At 65.4% G+C, this 16,118-nt stretch carries 17 protein-coding genes; 4 read left to right on the top strand and 13 right to left on the bottom strand.

Annotation, left to right across the window (positions count from 1 at the left end; genetic code table 11):
- Positions 1-960: an SDR family NAD(P)-dependent oxidoreductase gene (locus AC59JP_RS02425; RefSeq protein ID WP_497324032.1), complete on the bottom strand. Its 960-nt coding sequence runs from the start codon at positions 958-960 to the stop codon at positions 1-3.
- Positions 961-1,006: 46 nt separating this feature from the next.
- Complete coding sequence (locus AC59JP_RS02420; RefSeq protein WP_497324031.1) at positions 1,007-1,609, bottom strand: pentapeptide repeat-containing protein; 603 nt, start codon at positions 1,607-1,609, stop codon at positions 1,007-1,009.
- A 151-nt stretch (positions 1,610-1,760) separates the two neighbouring features.
- Between AC59JP_RS02420 and AC59JP_RS02415 the strand changes: the two genes are divergently transcribed.
- Both AC59JP_RS02415 and AC59JP_RS02410 read left to right on the top strand, forming a co-directional pair.
- A complete protein-coding gene (locus tag AC59JP_RS02415; protein WP_497324030.1) occupies positions 1,761-2,165 on the top strand; it encodes a nitroreductase family deazaflavin-dependent oxidoreductase in 405 nt (134 codons plus the stop codon).
- A gap of 67 nt (positions 2,166-2,232) precedes the next feature.
- Positions 2,233-3,171 carry a methionyl-tRNA formyltransferase gene (locus tag AC59JP_RS02410; RefSeq protein WP_497324029.1) on the top strand — a complete coding sequence of 313 codons (939 nt, stop codon included), beginning with the start codon at positions 2,233-2,235 and terminating at the stop codon, positions 3,169-3,171.
- 3 nt (positions 3,172-3,174) lie between these two features.
- Here AC59JP_RS02410 and AC59JP_RS02405 read toward each other — a convergent pair whose 3' ends face one another.
- The 6 genes from AC59JP_RS02405 to AC59JP_RS02380 all read right to left on the bottom strand — a co-directional run bounded on the left by AC59JP_RS02405 (position 3,175) and on the right by AC59JP_RS02380 (position 8,401).
- Positions 3,175-3,816 (bottom strand): PAS and ANTAR domain-containing protein, encoded by a 642-nt coding sequence (locus AC59JP_RS02405; protein WP_497324028.1) that lies wholly within the window; start codon positions 3,814-3,816, stop codon positions 3,175-3,177.
- Between the two features lie 193 nt (positions 3,817-4,009).
- Complete coding sequence (locus tag AC59JP_RS02400) at positions 4,010-4,885, bottom strand: cyclopropane mycolic acid synthase family methyltransferase (protein ID WP_497324027.1); 876 nt, start codon at positions 4,883-4,885, stop codon at positions 4,010-4,012.
- Between the two features lie 138 nt (positions 4,886-5,023).
- The gene (locus tag AC59JP_RS02395) at positions 5,024-5,416 is read right to left on the bottom strand and encodes an Rv0313 family protein (RefSeq protein ID WP_497324026.1); all 393 of its coding nucleotides are present in this window, start codon (positions 5,414-5,416) and stop codon (positions 5,024-5,026) included.
- Between the two features lie 71 nt (positions 5,417-5,487).
- On the bottom strand, positions 5,488-6,081 hold the full coding sequence (locus tag AC59JP_RS02390; RefSeq protein ID WP_497324025.1) for a TetR/AcrR family transcriptional regulator: 594 nt from the start codon (positions 6,079-6,081) through the stop codon (positions 5,488-5,490).
- Positions 6,082-6,135: 54 nt separating this feature from the next.
- A complete protein-coding gene (locus AC59JP_RS02385; RefSeq protein WP_497324024.1) occupies positions 6,136-7,452 on the bottom strand; it encodes an MSMEG_0569 family flavin-dependent oxidoreductase in 1,317 nt (438 codons plus the stop codon).
- A 43-nt stretch (positions 7,453-7,495) separates the two neighbouring features.
- Complete coding sequence (locus AC59JP_RS02380) at positions 7,496-8,401, bottom strand: carbon-nitrogen hydrolase family protein (RefSeq protein ID WP_497324023.1); 906 nt, start codon at positions 8,399-8,401, stop codon at positions 7,496-7,498.
- Positions 8,402-8,595: 194 nt separating this feature from the next.
- Here AC59JP_RS02380 and AC59JP_RS02375 point away from each other — a divergent pair, with 194 nt between their 5' ends.
- Positions 8,596-9,522 carry a DAPG hydrolase family protein gene (locus tag AC59JP_RS02375; RefSeq protein WP_497324022.1) on the top strand — a complete coding sequence of 309 codons (927 nt, stop codon included), beginning with the start codon at positions 8,596-8,598 and terminating at the stop codon, positions 9,520-9,522.
- On the opposite strand, the gene AC59JP_RS02370 is transcribed toward AC59JP_RS02375, so the two are convergent.
- Positions 9,504-10,892, bottom strand: coding sequence for a cytochrome P450 (locus AC59JP_RS02370; RefSeq protein ID WP_497324021.1), 1,389 nt, complete (start codon positions 10,890-10,892; stop codon positions 9,504-9,506). The two genes, AC59JP_RS02375 and AC59JP_RS02370, sit on opposite strands and share 19 nt — an antisense overlap.
- A gap of 180 nt (positions 10,893-11,072) precedes the next feature.
- On the opposite strand from AC59JP_RS02370, the gene AC59JP_RS02365 reads away from it, so the two are divergent.
- On the top strand, positions 11,073-12,683 hold the full coding sequence (locus tag AC59JP_RS02365; protein WP_497324020.1) for an MFS transporter: 1,611 nt from the start codon (positions 11,073-11,075) through the stop codon (positions 12,681-12,683).
- Here AC59JP_RS02365 and AC59JP_RS02360 read toward each other — a convergent pair.
- Genes AC59JP_RS02360 through AC59JP_RS02345 form a run of 4 tightly spaced genes read right to left on the bottom strand, consistent with a single transcriptional unit; the run spans position 12,656 to position 16,080 of the window.
- Positions 12,656-13,813, bottom strand: coding sequence for a hypothetical protein (locus AC59JP_RS02360; RefSeq protein ID WP_497324019.1), 1,158 nt, complete (start codon positions 13,811-13,813; stop codon positions 12,656-12,658). The genes AC59JP_RS02365 and AC59JP_RS02360 overlap by 28 nt on opposite strands.
- Positions 13,810-14,517, bottom strand: coding sequence for a phosphatidylserine decarboxylase (locus AC59JP_RS02355; RefSeq protein WP_497324018.1), 708 nt, complete (start codon positions 14,515-14,517; stop codon positions 13,810-13,812). The genes AC59JP_RS02360 and AC59JP_RS02355 overlap by 4 nt, the downstream gene beginning before the upstream one ends.
- Positions 14,518-14,527: 10 nt before the next feature.
- Complete coding sequence (locus AC59JP_RS02350; protein ID WP_497324017.1) at positions 14,528-14,809, bottom strand: hypothetical protein; 282 nt, start codon at positions 14,807-14,809, stop codon at positions 14,528-14,530.
- A complete protein-coding gene (locus AC59JP_RS02345) occupies positions 14,806-16,080 on the bottom strand; it encodes an SDR family oxidoreductase (protein WP_497324016.1) in 1,275 nt (424 codons plus the stop codon). The genes AC59JP_RS02350 and AC59JP_RS02345 overlap by 4 nt, the downstream gene beginning before the upstream one ends.
- Positions 16,081-16,118: the final 38 nt, after the last annotated feature.

The raw sequence follows: 16,118 nt of genomic DNA, 5'->3' as shown, positions 1-16,118 counted from the left end.
TCAGAGCTCGATACCGGTCGCCGCCGTGACCGTCTGCCACAGATGGTTGCGGGCGGCGGCAGTGTCCTTGCGCCACGGCGGGTAGTGCGTGGTGCGCGGGCTGCGGTCGTGCCAGAAGAGTCCGGTGCTCGTGAGTGCGTCGTCGCCGGCCGCGAGCCAGACAATGGTGTCGGCGCCCTCCTGCGGGGTGCGCAGGATCGGTCCGACGACGCGGTCGAAGCCGGGTAGCGAGTCGGTGACGCCGGGGGTGTTGGCCCAGCCGGGGTGCATGCTGTGCACGACGGGGTCGTCCTCGCCGGTGAACGCGGCCGCAAGTTGTTCTGTGACAACGACTTGCATGCGCTTGGTCCGCGCGTACGCGGTGATTCCCTTGTAGGTGCCCTTCTCGAACTCGAGGTCGTCGAACGCCATCGGCACGGCGTACATGCCGCCGCTGCTGACGAAGACGACCCGCGACGAGTCGTCGAAGAGCGGTCGCAGTCCGGCGGTCAGAGCGACGGGACCCAGAACGTGTGTCGCGAAAGCGGATTCGTGACCCTGCGGGGTGGTGATGCGTTCGGGCGGCATCACGCCGGCGCAGTGAATCAGTGCGTGCACGGCGGGGACCTCACCGAGCAGCGTGGTGGTGAGGGTGGCCACGGCGTCGAGGTCACTGACGTCGCATTCGCGGATCACGAGGTCGGCTCCCGGAACGGTGACGCGCACCCGCGCCGCCGAATCCTCGAGCCGCGCCGCCGACCGGCCCACCATGTGCACTCGGGCGCCCAGACGAGCGAGGCCGACGGTGGTGGCTGCGCCCAGACCCGAGCTTGCTCCGGTGACGACCACGTCGAGCGGCGCCGGAAAGGGTGCCGGGTCGACGGCCCAGAAGCGGCGACGAACCGCGGGGCCGATCTTGCTGTATCCGGGCACCACGGCCGCGTCGAGCAGGGAATCCACCGTGCGGGTCAGAAGGCTCATGTCTCCACTGTGCCCGATACGCGACTGTGCCCGATTCGCGAGGTGACTAATCGACTCGCAGTCCGTGAGCTGCCGCATAGGCGAGCGCCTGCATCGAGTCGACCGCGGCGCCCGCGAGACGGGCTGACGTCCACGCGTCGGCGTCCAGAACGGCGCCGCGCAGATCTGCCTCCTCCAATCGCAGCCCCGCGGTCCGAGCCCCGGCGAGGTCGGCGCCGGACAGGATCGCCTTGCGCAGGTCCGCGCCGACGAGGTTCGCCTCGCGGAGCTTGCACCCCGACAGGTCGACTGCGCGTAGGTCCGTTCCCCCGAGCGAGCACAGTGTGAAGTCGACTTCGTCGAACGTCACCGGCCGCAGGCGCGATTCGCCGAACGTCGATCCGATGAACGTTGAATGCCGGAACGTCGCGTTCCAAAGTGTGACCTTGCGGAAGGTGCAGGTGCGGAAGGCCGACGCCTCGTGCACCGATTCGCTGAAGTCGGCGCCGGTGAAGTCGCAGTCCGTGAAGACGACCCCGCGCGTGCGCAGACGCGACAGGTCGGCGTCGATGAACGAGCACTCGGTGTAGGCGCGTCCGTCCCATTCTTCGTCGGAGAAACGCTCTTCGGTGAACGCTCGTCCGACGACGTGCGTGCTGTCGTCGGTCATTCGACGAGCATCTCACGCGCCCGAGTCGTCACCGGCACGTGCCCGACCCCAGCGATTCGAATCTCGTTGTGGTGAAACGAAAGTCTGCGCAGCGCGCTCGGCGCCGGGCATCTGGTTCTAGACTCTGTTCCACCCAGTCGAAGGAGAACCCGTGTCCGATTTCAACACCGCCATCATCGAAGAATTTCGCGCGAACGGCGGCAAGGTCGGTGGCCCCTTCGAGGGCGCCCCGATGTTGATTCTGCACACCATCGGCGCCAAGTCCGGACAGGAGCGTGTGTCCCCGCTGGTGTACCTGCCGCATGGTGACGACTACGTGATCTTCGCGTCCAAGGCGGGCGCCGACACCAATCCCGACTGGTACCACAACCTGAAGGCCAACCCCGAGATCTCGATCGAGGTGGGCGAGAAGAAGGTCGACGTCGTCGCCACCGAGGTCACCGGCGCGGACCGCGACGCGTTGTTCGCCGAGCAGGTCGAGCACATGCCGGGCTTCGCCGATTACGAGGCCAAGACCTCGCGGGTGATTCCCGTGATCTCGCTGTCGGAGCGGTAATCAACGGCTGGCAAGGCTAGGCTACCCTGAACGTCGGCACGGTCGTCGACGACAAGGATTCAGGCACATGCGGGTAGCGCTCTTCGGGTATCAAACCTGGGGTCACAAGACACTCGAGACGCTGATCGGATCGCGACACGACGTCGTGCTGACCGTCACGCATCCCCCGAGCGAGCATGCCTACGAGTCGATCTGGTCCGACTCGGTCGAAGAGTTGGCGCGGACGCACGGCATTTCGGTGCACCTCGCTCAGCGGCCCGACGCCGAACTGGTCGAGCAGCTGAAATCTGCCGCGCCCGACATCATCGTCGCCAACAACTGGCGCACGTGGCTGCCCCGCGAGATCTTCGACCTTCCGCCGCACGGCACGCTCAATCTCCACGACTCGCTGCTGCCCAAGTTCACGGGCTTCTCGCCGGTGATCTGGTCGCTGATCAGCGGTGCATCCGAGACCGGCCTCACCGCCCATCGCATGGACGACGAGCTCGACACCGGCGACATCATCACCCAGCGCGCCGTGCCGATCGGACCACGCGACACCGCGACCGAACTGGTGCAGGCCACCATCGACCTCATCCCCGAGGTCCTTCTCGACGCGCTCGACCGCATCGAGGCAGGAACCGCCGAATGGACGCCGCAGAACCTCGCCGAGCGCACCTTCTTCCACAAGCGGGTCGACACGGACAGCCGCATCGACTGGACGTGGCCCGCCGAGGACATCGACCGTCTCGTCCGGGCGCAGTCGGATCCATATCCCAACGCCTACACCTACTTTCGCGGGCAGCGTCTGCGCATCACGAGGGCACACGTCTCGCGCGGAATCTACGGCGGCACCCCGGGCAGGGTCTTCATCACCGAGGACGACGGCATGGTCATCGTGGCCGGGCCCGCGGCGTACCGCGGCGAGAATCACGGACTGGTCGTCGACAGCGTGCGCACCGACGACGGCGTGGAGCATCACCGGTTCTTCAGGACCGGCGGCGGATATCTGACCGATACGCCCTAGCTGCTATGCCGGGGTCTGGTCGATCCGCGAATGTGCGGTCAGCAGAAGGTCTTCGAAGGATTTTCTGATGGGCGCACCGAGCGCCGCGTTGTCGGTGACGTCGGCGATCAACCGGGTCGCGAGCTGACGCAGCTTGACGTTCCTCGACTGCGATTGCCACGCCAGTGCGGCGAAAGCGGTGTTCGCGTCAATTCCGAACGCGAGCATCAGAATTCCTTTGGCCTGCTCGATGACCGCTCGCGCGTCGATGATGCCGTCGACTTCTTGCCCGAGTCGGTTCGAGACCACCCGATCGGTGTGGTCGGTGACGTCGAGGACGTACCCCGCGACGGCAACGAACGTTCCGTCGGCGTCGTACTCCGCGTCGCCGAGGATGACGACGTCGCGAAACGCTCCGTCCTTCGTGACGATCCGGTGCGCGTACAGACAGCGGTCGCCGGTCTCGATGGTGTTCGCGACAATTTCCTGAGCCCGCTGCCGCTCGTCCGGATGGCAGTGGTCGACTACACCCTGCAGCGTGAGCTCGAGTTCGCCGGGTTTGTAGCCGTAGATTTCGTAGACGGTGTCGGACCAGCTCAACGCCCCGGATACGAGCGTGTACCGGTACCGACCGACGCGCGGCGTCGCGAGCGGACCGATGGACATGTCACGAGTGCGGCGTGGTTGCTGCTGCTGTTGACGTGAAGGCCGCTGCGGCTGCGTTCTCGTCGTTCGCGCTCGAGTGCGTGAGTTCGAGGTGTTGTCCACGCTGATGCCGGCCCTTCCGATCGTGCCGTCGAGTGCGCACAGGTCGGCAAATAGGAAAGTAGCAGATCGGTCGCCGGACCGACGCGATGCGCTACTTCGCCAGGGTGAACTGGTTCACGTCGATGGTTCCCCGCCGGAATTGAGCAGCGCAGCCGCTGAGGTATTTGACGTACCGCTCGTAGACCACGTCGCCGGCTATAGCGAGGGCCTCGTCCTTGCGTGCTTCGAGGTTCGCCGTCCACATTTCGAGGGTCCGCGCGTAGTGCTGTTGCAACGACTGCACCCGAGTCACAGTGAAGCCCACGGACTCCGCACGCTCGGCCACCACGGGCGGACGGTCGAGTTCACCACCGGGAAAGATTTCCCTGATGATGAAGCGCAGGAACAGCGCGTCCCTCTTGTCGACCGGAATGTTCATGGACTTCAGGTCGTGCAGATCGAAGGCCACGATGGTGTGCAGGAGCATCACACCGTCCGGCGGAAGAATGCGGTACGCCATTTCGAAGAACGGAATGTGGCGGGCTCGCCGGAAATGCTCGAATGCCCCGATACTGACAATTCGGTCGACCGGTTCGTCGAATTCTTCCCAGCCCTGGAGACGCACCTCGGCGCGGCGGGTACCCGGAAGATCTCGCAGCCGCTGGGCCACGCGAGCGTGTTGGTGCTCGCTGAGAGTCAACCCGATGACGTTCACGTCGAAGCGCTCGCGCGCCCGAATCATGGCCGTACCCCATCCACACCCCACGTCGAGCAAGGTCATACCCGGCTGCAGACCCAGTTTGCCGAGTGCCAGATCGATCTTGGCGAACTGAGCCTCTTCGAGTGTCATGTCGGGCCGCTCGAAGTACGCACAGCTGTAGGTCCACGTCGGGTCGAGAAACAGAGCGTAGAACTCGTCCGACAGGTCGTAGTGCGACTGGACGTTGCGGAAGAACGGTGTGAGCTCGGGCTTCTTCAGGTCGGACATGGCGCTGCACCTCGCGGACGTAGATGGCCATGGGTCCTGCGATCTCAACACCCATCACGATGACTGAACCTCGAAATTTGGTTCATGTCACAGTTGAAGCCTACAACTGTTGGGCTACGTCACACCCGATACCGCGAATCAGTCTTCGGGCCGCGCCTCGACGTCGTCCAGCACGCTCACGGTCACGCCGTACGGCAGGAACCGCACGCGCCGAGACGTGTCGACGTTGTCCTTGTGCGCACGGAGGGCGTCGAGTTCGGTCGCGTAGAGCTGGTCGATGCGGGCGCTACCGTCGGCATCGAGGGTGTAGATGGCCCAGACACCGTCCCCGGTGTCGCCGGTCGTTTCCGGCTCCGGAACACGCCGGGCCGCGGGCGCGCCGCCGAACATGCCGGCGAGAGGCGACTCCGAACCGGACTGGTTGACCACCTTCATGATCTGACCGAAGACGTCGCGCAGGCCTTCACTGGCCTCGCGGGCGACCCGATCGAAATCCTCGGGATCGAAATTGAACGGGTTGTTGCTGCTCATGGTTGCCTCCAGAGTTCTCGACCGACCGTCGGCCAGTCGAGCGTGTCACTCCAGTGTGCCTTGTCGGTGGCTCAGGAGGACGTCCACGACGTCAGCAGGCGTTCGATCATGGGTCGGAGGTCGGTCAGCGGCCTGGCGCCGAAGATGACCTGCCGGGAAATGATGCCGTCGATGAAGATCACGGTGGTCTCGGCCGTCATCTCGGGATCCGGCATGCCGAGCGCCTCGACGATATGGACGGTGAAGTCGACGAACCCTTGCCGCTGCGAGTCGAACACGGCCCGTATCTCCGGGTCGGTCTGGGCTTCACCGAGCAGGAGATGCCGCGCGACGACGCGCTCGCGGGCCGCCGTCATGTCGTCGATGAAGGCGAGGATGTGATCGACGACCTGTGTCACCGTGATGTGGCCGTTCAGCAGGGGCTCGAAGTTCCTGGCCGCCACCGCCAGGTCACCCTGGAAGAGTTCCTCCAGTGCCAGTCGAATCAACTTGGCCCGGGTCGGTGCGTGGTAGTTGACCGCGCCCGAGCCCAGCCCGGCCGCCGAGTCCACGGCGCGGTGCGTCAACCCTCGAAGGCCCTGGGTCGCAAGCACTTCGATCGCGGCGGAGGCAATCTGATCCCGACGACGCACACGCGCGTCTGCGGTGGACCCTTGCACCTCCATGCCGAGAGCGTAGCGAGTCGGGCGCGGGAGAGACGACAGACCGCCCGCCGTCGGTCAGCTGGCGCGGCGCGATCGGGGGTCCCGGTCGGCAGCGACGGCGCTGCGAGCGACGATCGTCTTCGCCACGTGGGCGGCGTCGGCGTCGATTCCCAGGAAGCGACCGGAGCCCCAGGTGTGCATCCAGGGGAGGCCGATGAAGGACAGGCCCGGAACGGCGGTGATGCCGCGGGTCTGCATGGGCCGACCACCGCCGTCGAACGCACTGGCCTCGATCCACCGATAGTCGGGTCGGTAGCCGATTGCCCAGACGATCGAGGTGATGCCCGCGGCCGCGAGATCGAGCGAGGTGGGCTCGCGATCGGGGGTCCACACCGGCTCGTAGCGCGCCGGCGGGGGCGCGTCGATGCCCTCCTTCTCGATGTAGCGATCGATGTCGGCGCAGATCGAGTTGTAGACGAGGTCTGCCTTGTCCAGAGACTTCTGCAAGGTCGGCTCGAAGACGAGCTCACTGCCGTGGCCGTCCGCCAGCGCCCCGTACAGCGCCATGCCCTCGGTGGCGAACTGCCGCAGGTCGATGTCGCGGCCACCGTCGCGGCCGGTGACGTAGTGGTTCGTCTTCTCCTGCGCCGCTCGCCCACCCGGGTAGTCCGCGACACCGATGTCGTAGATCCCCATGTCCGACAACCACGTCATGCAGTCACGCCCACGGTAGGTGCGCGCGACGCGGGGCGCGCCGCCCACCGCGAGATGAACCTTCCTACCTTCTAGATGCAGGTCTTCGGCGATCTGAGCTCCAGACTGTCCCGTTCCGACCACCAGCACGGCGCCGTCGGGCAGCTGGTCGGCGTTGCGGTATTCCTCGGAGTGAATTTGCACCACCGACGGATCGAGACTGGACGCGAACGGCGGAACAACCGGGATGGGGTACCCGCCCGTCGCGACGACGACCTCGTCGCAGGTGATGGTCTCGACGCCGGACGGGGTCGACAGGGTGATCTCGAATCCGCCTGCCGCGCTGTGCTTCAGAGCGGTCGCCCGGGTCCGGGTACGAACCGGCGGATCGAACGTCTCCAGCCATCCGGCGAGCCAGTCGACCACCTGATCGCGCGTCATGAACCCGTCGGGATCGTCCCCCGTATAGGAATAGCCGGGCAGTTTGCAGTGCCAGTTCGGGGTCACGAGCGTGAAGTTGTCCCACCGCGTGTCGGCCCAGTTGTGCACTGGCTCTGCGGCTTCGAGGACGACATGGTCGACGCCCTCGCTGCCGAGGTACCAACTCACCGACAACCCGGCTTGCCCGCCGCCGACGACGACGACGGGAACGTGAGTGGAAGTGGAGCCGTGTACGGGTGACGTGGACTTGCCGATCATGGGTGCTCCAAGGGTGTGCTGGCGAGCATGAGGAAAGCTGATGTCAGGACCGTGCGTGAACGAGACCGCGCCACTTCGCCGTTTCGGCGTCGTCGGGCGCGGAGACCGGGCCGTAGACGTCCGGACGCCGGTCGCGCAGGTGGAACATCCCGGCACGCATCTGCCGGAAGGTGCCCTCGATGTCGACCTCGGCGGACGCAATTCCGCTGCCCAGCAACGTGGTTGCCAGGATGTTGCCGCCGGGATCGACGACCTTGGCGTTGCCGACGTACCGGAGAGATCCGAACGTCCCCGACTGGTTGGCGGCAACCCAGAACACCTGATTGTCCAGCGCGCGGGCGATGTCGAACTGGTTGAAGCGGTACGTCCATCGGTCGTCCTGCAGGTTCTCGGCCGTCTGGGTGCGCGCCGCCGGCCACGCCGAGAGGCTCGCGATGATCTCCGCGCCGTCCAGAGCCATGATGCGGGCGGCCTCGGGAAACGCTTTGTCGTAACAGATCTGGAGACCGATGCGGCCCACCGGTGTGTCGAAGACCGGGTAGCTCGACCCGGCCGAATACGACATGTTCTCCCCCAGCGGCTGATGAACCTTGCGGTAGCTGCCGTAGATCTGCCCGCCGTCGAGCAAAGCTGATGCGTTGTAGCGTGTTTCACCGTCCTCGGCGAGCTCGCAGAATCCGATCGCGACCACGAGATCGCCGACGATCGCCTGGATCTTCTTCAGCTCCGGCCCGTCCAACGAGATGGCCGGCGGCAGAGAACGTGTGGTGTTCTTGACGGTGTCGCCGTGATCACCGAGCGACGAGAGGTACCCGCCGATTGCCGCCTCCGGCAACGCCAGAAAGTCGACACCGGTCGAGCGCGCCTCGTCGGCCAGGGCACTGACGAGTGCGTAGTTCTGATCGAGGTCTCGCGTGAAGTTCGCGGATGCCGCTGCGATTGTGGTCATGGAAGGTAATTTCACTCGGCGCCCATTTCCGAATGGTCAAATCCGGAACAACACCACGTTTCGGAGACCTCACACACACTGCTCGAACCTCGGCTGTGACCGCGCCACCGGCGGTGCGCATGCGCCCTGTTCTTCCGTCACACGGTGTGCAGACGGGCGTTGACACCGACCGGAGCGATTCCTAGCCTCAACAGATGCTGAGAAACTGGAAGCCCAACCGCCGCGGACTGCTCGGCACCGGCGCTGCGGCCGCTGTCGTGGCCACGGTGGCGGTTGCGCCCAAGGCGAGCGCCGCGCCCCTGCTCCCCGTGTGCTCGCCCCGCTACCAGGGTTACCGCGACGAGGATCGCGCCAAGCCCTACGCGAACTACATGGCCCCGAGGACCACTCCGGCACCTCAGGTCGTGCAGGACGCATTCGTCGCACCCCCGCTCGCACCCGGCTCGGTCCCCCCGTTCGACAACCTGACGCGCGACCTGGGCCCCTCGGGCTATTCGCCGGTCGAGACCGGCTACGGCCAGCGGCCCGACGGCGTTCTCTTCGTCGCGGTCAAGACGGTGATGCCGCGGGTCACCCCGGCGATGTGGGACTGGTGGTTCGGATGGCACTCCAACGAGTCGGCCAAGTACAAGCTCTGGCACCCGGACGCACACCTGCACGCGTCACTGCGGACGGACCTCACCGGCGCGGCCATTCCGGACAAGGCCAAGTACATCGGTAACACGACCTACGTCGACGAGTACATCGGTCCCAAACTTCAGCAGCTGGGCATCGAGTTCCGTGACCCGGTTGCGAACGGGTTCACCGTTCCGCCCGACCAGACTCTGATCTTTGGACGTGTCGGAAGCTCGATCGCTCCCGTGGATCTGGGCTGGCTCGCGCACCAGGTGCGCCCGATCGACGGGGGCGCGGAGATGCGGAGCAGGTTCTACATGAACATCCGCGGTCTTCACCTGCCCAACCTGGAACAGGCAGCGTGCGCCGTTGCGCGGGGCGCGTCCGTGGACCCGACCGATCTGTTCCTCGGCATCGACCTCGCCAAGGATTTGATGATGCACTGCGGCCAGGAGATGAATCACCTCGCCGGCTTCCTCCCGGAGCTCTACGCCGAGTTCGCCTGACGAGCACGAATCTTCAGACCTCCCGGCTTGATGGATACCGATTCCTCCACCACCAGTTCGTAATCGGGCTCCGGTTCGAAATCGAAGGCTCGCGCGAGCGTGGCGAGCGCCAAAACGATTTCGTGGTAAGCGAACTGCCGACCGATGCACGCGCGCATACCGGTGCCGAACGGCTTGTAGACCTGCGCCAGATTCTTGGGCAGGCGGTCCCGGCTCCACCGGTCGGGGTCGAAGCTGTCCACGTCGGTGCCCCACGACGGGTCGCGGTGCAGTTTCAACAGGACGACGAACACCCACTCACCCGCCGAGAACGGGTACCGGCCACCGATGACGGTGTCGTGCTTGGCCTGTCGGAAATATCCCGGCGCCACGGGCCAGAGCCGCAGCGTTTCGTCGACCACCCGGCGCACGTAGCGAAGTTTGCCGACGTGCTCGAATTCGATGCGCCCGGAACCTGTGACGTCGTCCACCTCCGCGCGCACGCGCTGCAACACGTCCGGCCGCGTGGAGAAATAGTGCACCGCGAAGGCGAGGACGCCCGCGGACGTCTCCTGCCCGGCCAGAAGGAACGTGAGTATCTGATGCCGGATGTTCTGATCCGACAGCCGTTCTCCGGTCGACGGGTCCGTGGTGTCGAGCATCAGATCGAGAAGATCGCGGCGATCGCCGGTGTGCGGCGCGGACTTCCGCTTCGCGACGATGTCGTCGATGAACCGATGGATCGTCTCGACGTCTCGATGGTGCTGGGCCCGCTGCTTACGGAAGACGGTGGCCTCCGCCGCGGGGAACGAGTACGCGGCCCGGTTCACGTACTTCATGGACCGCAGCAGGCTCGCCACCATGATGTGCGGTTCGGATCGGGCGAACGAGTCGAAGTCGTATCCGAATGCCACTCGCCCGATGATCTCGAGCGCCAGATCGTTCATGTCCGGTGCCACGTTCAGCCACGCGTCCGGTCCTCGGGAGCGCCAGTACTGCACGAGTCGGTCGATGGTGTCGGTGATGACGTCGTGATAGGACCGCATCGCCGCCTGTGTGAAGGCGGGCGCGAGGATGGCATGCGCGGCAGCCCAATTCGGCTCGGTCGTCTCTGCGGTGAACAGTCCGTCGCCGGCGATGGATCGCAGATCCGCCAGGGGCACACCGAGGAATTTGTCCCAGGAGGTGTCGTCGTTGACCTCGGCCACCAGGTCCGGGCCCGACAGGTAGGTGACGCGGAGGCCGAAGTACTTGCGCTCGTAGATCGGGCCGAAGACGTCGGCGTCCTTCCACCCCCACTCCGCGGTGTCGGGAACGTGCATCGTCAGCAGATCACCCAGAACCGGAATGCGCCGCGGCGGATGGGGAACGACTCTGCCTTCAGCTTTCACCACTGGATTCTACGATGGTGACCCCCGGGACAACCGCGTGTCCGCGCGCCGTTGTGAGACCTCCACAAGCAAGCGTCGCTCCTGTGTTGCGTCCTACATCCGTTTCGACGAATGGTACAAATCGGGCTGCGAGACAACTACGTTCGAGACTTCACGACGGGGCAAGGGGAGCCGACTGCCATGAGTCAGACAGCGGGTAGGCCGGAGGCCGGTCGGCCGCAGGCAGCAGGTATCGATCCCGAGTCCGGTCAGGCTCGCAAGAGGCAGCTGGCGGCCTTCGGTGTCATCTGCATCGTCGAACTGCTCATCTGCCTGGACATGACGGTCGTGGGAGTTGCGCTGCCGCAGATCGGTATCGAGCTCGAAGCCGGGTTGTCCGGACTGCAATGGGTCGTCGACGCGTACACGCTGACCTTCGCGGGCCTGCTCCTCGCGTTCGGCAACCTCGGCGACCGCTTCGGCCGCCGCCGGTTCCTGCTCATCGGGCTCGCCGGTCTCGGACCCACGTCCATCGTCGGAGCCCTCGCGCATTCGTTGGACCAGGTCATCCTCTCGCGCGCGCTGATGGGCATCTTCGCGGCCGCGCTGCTTCCCGCGACCCTCGCCGTCGTCACGAATCTGTTCCCCAAACCTTCCGAGCGCGCGGCGGCCATCGGAATCTGGTCGTCCATCGCCGGGGTCGGTGTGGCCATCGGGCCGGTGTCGGGTGGGTGGCTTCTCGAACACTTCTCGTGGCACTCGGTCTTCTGGCTGAACGTTCCCGTGGCCGTGCTCGCGTTCGTGGCCGTCGCGGTCTTCGTGCCCGAGTCACGGGCGCAGCAGGTCGGCCCGCTGGACGTGCCCGGCGTGGTGCTGTCCATCGCCGGGGTGTCGCTCTTGGTCTTCGTTCTCATCGAGGCACCTCGGTTCGGGTGGCTCTCGCTCGTGACCCTGGGCGGCGCCGCTGTTGCCGTCCTTCTGTTGCTGGCGTTCGTGTTTCGGCAGCTCACCACGCCGTCGCCGATCCTGAACGTTCGCCTGTTCCGGGTGAAGCCGTTCGCATGGCCCGCACTGTCGATCGCGGTCGCCTACTTTTCGCTGTTCGGTTTTCTCTTCCTCATCACCCAGTACTTCCAGGGTGTCCGGGAGTACTCCCCGCTCGCATTCGGCATCGCCACACTGCCTTTCGCCGCGGCGCTGGCCGTCAGCTCACCGACCGCCACGATCGTGGCCCAGAGGATCGGGACCATGCCGGTGATCGTCACCGGGCTGGTTCTGATCGGCGGTGGACTTCTGGTGTCGGCACGCGTCGAGATCGGCAGTTCCTATCTCACGGTGATCCTCCCGGCCATGATCCTTCTCGCCGTGGGTATCGCAGTCATTCAGGGTCCGGCCACAGAATCGATCATGGCGTCGCTTCCCCTCGACGAAGCCGGCGCCGGCGCGGCGGTCAACGACACCACCCGCGAGATCGGGGGCACGCTGGGCATCGCCGTCCTCGGCTCCGTGGTGGCGTCGTACTACGCCGCCACCGTCCGACCGATCGTGAACGCGATCCCGTCGGCGATCATGACCGACACCGAGAAGCAGTACGCCAATTCGAGCGTCCTCAGTGTGGTCGAACTACAGAAGGCGGAATTGCCCTCCATGTTCGAGCCGCAGCGTCAGCAACTGGTGCTCGACATGAAGGAGGCCGCTCTTCGCGGCGCCGAGGTTGCCGCCTACATCGCCTCGGGCGCTGTCTTCCTCTGCGCTGCAGTGATTCTGGTGATGTTTCCGCGCAGCTACCGTACGTCCAAGTCCGTCGAGTAGACGCGGTACCGGCGGTTCGGCTCCACCGGGTAGGACTTGCGGAACGCGCTCACCCAGCCGCCGTCCTCGAGCACGGGGGCCGCCTCCGCCGAGAAATAACCACCCTTTTCGATTCGCTCGAACAGTTCGTAGATCAACACCGCCGACACTCCGAGGTCCGTGCAGTCCGGGTGCACCGCCATCATGTCGATCCGGACGTGGGTGCGCAGTTTTCGCCCACCTGGTCCCTTCCAGGCCGCGATGGTGTGTATGTCGCGCACCAATGCACTGCGCCACCGCCGAGCCTTGACGGCGGCCCGGTTGACGTCGGGAATGCCCATGAGGAACGCGACGGCTTCGCCGTCGATCTCGGCGATCAGAACCAGTTCGGGGTCGAGGATGGGCTTCATCGAATTCGCGAGGTCGAGCATCTCGTCCCGTTCGACGGGCGTGAAACCCCAGAACTTTCCGAACGCGGCGTTGTAGATCCCTCGGACTATCTCGATGTCTTGCTCGAACGTGCGCGGATCCATGTTCCGGAGCGTCACTTTCGAGCGTTCACGCCATCGACGGGCGATCGCCGTCTTCCGCTCGAAGGCCGGTGTCTCGATCAGCTTGTTCGGCTCGTCGACGTGAAACGTGTGAAAGTCCTTGACCTTCCGCAGTCCCCACGCTTCGACCTGATCGGCGTAGTACCGCGGGTTGTGCGGCATGCCCACCAGTGGCGGTGCCTCCACTCCGCCGATGAGAAACCCTGCGCTGTAGAGCATGTTCGGGCTCATCGGTCCGACCAGGGTGGTCAGGGACCGCTCGCGCGCCCAGGACGCGGCCGCGTCGAGCAGCGCCGACGACACCGCCTTGTCGTCGATCGCCTCGTAGAACCCGAAGAACGCCGTCTGTTCGCCGGTGTGCGCGATGAACGTCAGGTCGGCGATCGCGACCACGCGGCCGACCGGAGCGGCGCCGTCGTAGGCGACGAACGCGCGAGTGGCGATGCGCTCTCGCGTCTGCGCGGAGGGGCGGATCAGGACCTTGTCGATGTCGGCGATGTCGCCGGCTACCCAGTGCGGATCGTCCCGATAGACGACGCGCGGCACCTTGCGGAACGCCCGCCATTCGCGGCGACTCGACACGGGACGAACGGTGATCACGACGATTGCTCCTCTGCTGCGACGGCCAACACTGTCTCGCCCGCGTAGACGTACTGCCCCACCGTCACCTCGATGCGGTCGACCAACGCGTCCGGCAGGAACACGTCGCACTGTGACCCGAACCGGATCAGTCCGTACTGATCGCCTCGTCCGACCTTGTCGCCCAACGCGACTCGCGCGACGATGCGATTGACCCACAGATCCGCGATCTGGGTGACGAACACCGTGACGCCACTGCGGTGTTCGATTCCGATGGTCAACCGCTCGTTCGTGAGCAGGTACTCGCACTCGTTGTCGTACGGCTGACGATCGAAGACGACGTTGGCCGTCATCCGGGCCATGGACCGGTTGAACGGTGCTGCGCTGCGGTGCTCGCGCAGAACGATCGCGCCGTCGATCGGGGCACGGTTGCGGTGCACGGAGTACTCCGTCATGTACGTGCCGATCAGGTACCCGCTCGTGTCCGTCACCGCACCGGCGTACTCGGCCAGCGGAATTGCCTTGCGGCCCTTGATGGCGATCGGAACCACTCCGGCCTCGACGCGCTTGACGTAGGTGACGACGCCGTCGGCGGCGCACACGATGTTGCGCTCACCGCTCGGAACCGTCCGGGCAGGGTCGCGAAGAAACCACGACACCCGCCAGTAGACGTAACCGCCGACGAGTCCTGCCGCCGCCGAGAGAGCCGGGACGAGAATTCTCACCGAGCGGCCCTCACTTCTCGACCCCGTCGATCACGGACTCCTTACCGTGGTCGAAGCGCTCCACCGCCGTGACGAAGCGGTCGAAAAGGCGTGTGCGGAACGCATTGTCGCTGACGTGGGCCGCGACTCCGATGGTGGCGAGCAGTGGGTAGTAGGCCACCGTCGAGCTGAAGTTCACGAAATCGCCGACGAATGTGCGCACGCGATAGACCGCGCTGTCGGAGAGGAACACCGGCTCGTGCGGCACCTCGACGCCGTTGCCGGACACCGCTTCCTGCTCGGCCAGGCTCACGAGACCTCGGCCGGAACTCGGGCGCCGGGAGCGACTACGGGCGGCGTGCCGCCGGCCACCCGAAAGTCGATGTTGCTCAGGTAGAGCGAGAAGAGCTTGCGGTGATCCCACCAGGACGTGTCGTACGAGGCGGGGAGGCGCGACGGGGCGTTGGACCGGTAGATCAGATCGTTGACGTCCGACGACAACAGCGAGGAGACCTTGCGGTAAGGAATCTTGGCCGTCACCACCTCGATGAACTTCTCCCACGGCACCACGTCGATTCCGAGCAGCTCGGCGAGCAGAGAGTTGTCGTACGGGGTGGGATTGGACGGCACGAGATGATCCATCGGTTCGTCGGCGACGGCATTGCGAACCAGGACGTCGGCAAGGATGTCCACCGGCGCATAGTTCATGCCCGGACCGTCCCAGATGGCGCCGACGTTGACCGCCACCTCGATCGCGCGCCACCAGCTGTAGACCCGGCCGGGGTCCTTGCCCACCTCCGTACCGCCGAGCACGTAGGGCGATTCGCACAGGGTGACCGACGCGATACCGTCCCGGCTGAGCCAGCGCAGCAGCTGCCCGTTGATCCATTTCATCTGGCAGTAACCCGAGTACCACCAGGAATCGGGACGCAGGAAATCCTCGGGGCTGGTGTAGATGAACGCGCCGATGCTGCCCATGTAGGTCAGGTGCTTGCGTCGGTCCTCGAGGGTGAACTGCACGACTCGCAGGAGCGACGCGAACCAGTCCTCACGAAGCTCGAGGTAGGAGGAGTCGTAGTCGGTCGAGCTGGCGGAGTTGAAGACCAGGTCGACGGTGCGGCGCAGAAACCGATACTTGTCGGCGTCGAGACCGAAACGGCTCTGGGTGGGGACGGCCTCGATCACCTGGATCTTGGAGCGATCGATGTCGGTGATCGAGTACTGCAAAAGGGTGAGCTCGAAGCGCTCCGTGGCCGACACTCCGTCGGCGCCGCGGACCCCCGCGTAGACGGTGGTGATCGTCGGATCGAGGGACAACCGGGCCACGAGATGCGCTCCCACGAAGCCGTTGGCTCCGAACACCAGCGCAACTTCGTTCGACTGCGGAGGCAGGCTCGCCAGGTTCGCGCGCGCGTCGTCCGTGAGACGAGGGCGGAGAAACGACGGATCGCCGGCACTCAGAGCGGCGATGTCGGCGTACTTGCGGGAAAACTCCAGACTTGGACTGTCGGACGTCAGAGGCGTGAACTCCGCAACCTTGTCCGCATCGTTGGCGCGCGTAATGAACGAGTATTCAGCAGTCAATTCAAATCCCCCCAGAGGGCTGGTGACGTATCGCCGTC

It is taken from the genome of Rhodococcus sp. 320_ES, assembly GCF_059691855.1.
Note: the sequence above shows the minus strand (reverse complement) of the source record. Positions and strands in the feature narration are given on the sequence as shown.